Here is a 3,580-nt window from a genome sequence, read left to right as displayed (position 1 = left end):
TGGGGGGCGCTCGGCGGACCGGCAGAACGTCCGCCGAGCCACCCGGACCTGAGTTGCACGAACGCTTCCGCCATCCGCATCCGCCACCCATCCCGTATCCCTTCCCGCCGGTCCGCGATCGTCAACAACCCCGCCGAATTCGCCCCACCGCGCCAACCCTGTCGCCCGGCACTCCCTGTGCGTACTTTGCGCGCCCATGAAGTACGCCAGCGCCGAAGACCGGCTGAACCCCGTTCCCCCCGAGGGCGCGGACGAGACGACGCTCGGCGGCTACACGGCCGTCCACGGGCGCGCAACCGCATTCCAGGGAATGGACGGCGAGCCGTACACGGCCGGCATCGAGACCGACGCGTCCGACGACCCCGACCACCCGTTCGCCGGGTACCTGGTCTTTATCCGCTGGGCGCAGACGGGCACCGCCATCATGGGCCACCTGGAAACGGGCGACCTGGTGGTGGCCGCGACGGAAGACGAGGCACGGGCAGCGCTCGAGGCGCTGCCCCTCCGCGAGGTCCGCGCCCTGCTGGACGAGGCCATCGCACGCAAGCGCGCCCAGGCGGACGCCTGAGGGCACACGCCCGCCCCGCGCGCCGACCGACATCACCCAACCGCACCGTATGCTCAAGACGAGCCTGCTCCGCCTGAGCGAGAGCAACACGGCCAAGAAGATCATCACCCGCGCCCCCCTGTCGCGCAGCTTCGCGCAGCGCTTCGTGGCCGGCGACACGCTGGACGAGGCCCTGCAGGCCGCGCGCGAGCTCAACGAGGCCGGGCTCACCGTCTCGCTGGACTTCCTGGGCGAGTCCGTGGCCAGCCGCGACGAGGCCGAGGCCGCCGCCAGGATGGCCGTGCGCATCCTGGAAAGCATCCAGCGCGAGGGGCTGCAGGCCAACCTGTCCATCAAGCCCACGCAGCTCGGCCTGGACATCGACGAGGCGTTCTGCCGCGGCAACGTGGAGACGGTGCTGCGGCGCGCCCGCGAGCTGGGCGACGGCGAGGGCGAGATCTTCGTCCGCCTGGACATGGAGTCCAGCGCGTACACGGAGCGCACCGTGACCCTGGTGGAGTCGCTGTGGGCGGACGGGTTCCGCAACGTGGGCACGGTGCTGCAGTCCATGCTGCGCCGCACCCCCGACGACCTGGAGCGGATGATTGCCCTGGACGCCCGTGTGCGGCTGGTGAAGGGCGCGTACCAGGAGCCGGAGTCCGTGGCCCATCCCGACAAGGCGGACGTGGACCGCGCCTACGTGGACGGGATGAAGCGCCTGCTGGAGGCCGGCCGCTACCCCGCCATCGCCACGCACGACGAGGCCGTCATCGACGCCGCCCGCCGCTTCGTGTGGGAGCGGGGCATCGACAAGAGCTCGTTCGAGTTCCAGATGCTGTACGGGGTGCGCCGCGACCTGCAGACGCGGCTGCGCGAGGAGGGCTACAACGTCCGCGTCTACGTCCCCTTCGGCGATTCGTGGTATCCGTACCTGATGCGCCGCCTGGCGGAGCGCCCGGCCAACGTGCTGTTCATGGCCGGCAGCATCGTCAAGGAGGCGCGCGGCGACGCGGGGCTGCGCAAGCCGGCCATGGCCGTGGGCGCGGGCATCGTGGCCGGCGTGGCGGCCGTCCTCTTCCTTCGCCGCCGCAAGTAGGGCATGGCCAGGATCCAGTACCGGGTGCACCTGCCGGATCCGCGCACGCACCTGGTGGCCGTGGAGATGGCCGCGCGGGACGTGCACGGCCCCGCGTCGCTCGTGATGCCGTCGTGGACGCCCGGCTCGTACCTCCTGCGCGAGTTCCCGCGCAACGTGGTGCAGTTCGAGGCGTTCGACGCGGACGGAACGCACGTCCCCTTTCGCAAGACGGACAAGGGCACCTGGCACATCGACGCTCCGGCGGACGGCACCCTGCGTGCGCGGTGGATCGTGAACGCCGACGAGCTCACCGTGCGCACGTCGCACGTGGACGGCACGCACGCGTCGCTCATCGGCAGCAGCGTCTTCATGTACGTGGACGGGCGCCAGGGCGAGCCGGCGGAGGTCGACGTGCTGGCGCCGGAGGGCTGGCGCGTCACCACGGCGCTGGAATCGCTCGGCGGCACGCGGTACCGCGCGGCGGACTTCGACGAGCTGGTGGATTCGCCGCTGGAGATCGGCACGCACCAGCTGGTGCAGTGGACGGTGGGGGGCGTGCCGCACCAGTACGCCATCTGGGGGCGCGGCAACCACGATCCGCACCGGCTGGCCAGGGACACCACGCGCATCGTCCTGGCGGAGCGCGAGATCTTCGGCACGCTGCCCTACCCCGCGTACACCTTCATCGTCCACCTGACGAGCGGCGGCGGGGGCGGGCTGGAGCACCGCAACTGCACGTCGCTGCTGGCGGACCGCTGGAGCTTTCGCGGCATGGGCTACGAGAGCTTTCTGGGCCTGGCGGCGCACGAGCTCTTTCACGCGTGGAACGGCAAGCGCATCCGCCCCGCAGCCCTGGGCCCGTTCGACTACACGCGGGAGAACTACACGCGGGACCTGTGGGTGGTGGAGGGCATCACCACCTACTACACGGACCTGCTGCTGCGCCGCGCGGGGATCATCCCCCAGCAGCGGTACCTGGAAAAGCTGGCGGACATGATCTCCCGGTTCCAGACACTGCCGGGCCGCGCCGTGCAGCCCCTGGCGGACTCGTCGTTCGACACCTGGATCAAGTTCTACCGGCCGGACGCCAACACGCCCAACGCCACCATCTCCTACTACCAGAAGGGCGCGCTGGTGGCCCTGCTGCTGGACCTGCGCATTCGCGCGGCGACGGAGAACGCGCGGTCGCTGGATGACCTGATGCGCCTGCTGTGGGAGCGGTACGGCGCGCCCGACGCCGGCTTTCCCGAGGGCGCCGTGGAGGACGCGGCGGCGGAGGTGGCCGGGACGGAGCTGCGCGGCTTCTTTGACCACGCGCTGCGATCGACGGGCGAGCTGGACTACGCCGGCGCCCTGGCCGCGGCGGGGCTGCAGCTGGTGCCCGTCCACGAGGCCGCGGCCGCCGCGCCGCCGCAGGGCGGGCAGACGCCGCGCGTCCCGGAGGAGTCGCGGACGGGCCTGACGCTCACGCGCACGGAGACGGGGCGCATCACCGTCACCAACGTGCTGGCGGGGTCGGCCGCGTGGCAGGCGGGCGTGAACGCGGGGGACGAGCTGGTGGCGCTGGACGGATTCCGCGTGCCGTCGCCCGAGTGGCTGAACCAGCGGCTGATGGAGTTCGAACGTGGCGTGCAGGTGCAGCTCACGGTCTTTCGCCGCGACGAGTTGCGGACGCTGATGCTGACGGTGGATCGCGCCCCGCCGCCGCGCTTTGTCGTGCGCCCCGCGCCGGACGCCACGCCCGCGCAGCAGGCCGTGCGGGCACACTGGCTGCGTTCCGTCGTCCCCGACGAGCCCCCGGCCGATGCCCCGGCGCCGGCTACCGGCGGCGCGCCGCAGCCCGCCCTCCGCGCGGAGCCCTGACAGCAGTTGCGGGATGGCCTGGAGTGTCTGTCCCCTGCCCGCGCTGTCATTTCGGAGAAAGGCGCCGTCTGGATCCATCCCCGGTGCTGGAT

3 protein-coding genes are annotated in these 3,580 nt (G+C 71.8%); all 3 read left to right on the top strand.

The genetic code is table 11. The annotated features are described in order from the left end of the window. Window positions 1-196 precede the first annotated feature (196 nt). Genes VFZ20_RS10945 through VFZ20_RS10935 form a run of 3 tightly spaced genes read left to right on the top strand, consistent with a single transcriptional unit; the run spans window position 197 to window position 3,488 of the window. Window positions 197-568 (top strand): hypothetical protein, encoded by a 372-nt coding sequence (locus VFZ20_RS10945; protein WP_329683911.1) that lies wholly within the window; start codon window positions 197-199, stop codon window positions 566-568. Between the two features lie 49 nt (window positions 569-617). Further along, a complete protein-coding gene (locus tag VFZ20_RS10940; protein WP_329683910.1) occupies window positions 618-1,643 on the top strand; it encodes a proline dehydrogenase family protein in 1,026 nt (341 codons plus the stop codon). Window positions 1,644-1,646: 3 nt separating this feature from the next. Continuing rightward, window positions 1,647-3,488: a M61 family metallopeptidase gene (locus VFZ20_RS10935; protein ID WP_329683909.1), complete on the top strand. Its 1,842-nt coding sequence runs from the start codon at window positions 1,647-1,649 to the stop codon at window positions 3,486-3,488. The last annotated feature ends 92 nt before the right edge of the window (window positions 3,489-3,580 follow it).

The sequence above is a fragment of the Longimicrobium sp. genome (assembly GCF_036280135.1).
Classification (GTDB): Bacteria; Gemmatimonadota; Gemmatimonadetes; order Longimicrobiales; family Longimicrobiaceae; genus Longimicrobium.
Note: the sequence above shows the minus strand (reverse complement) of the source record. Positions and strands in the feature narration are given on the sequence as shown.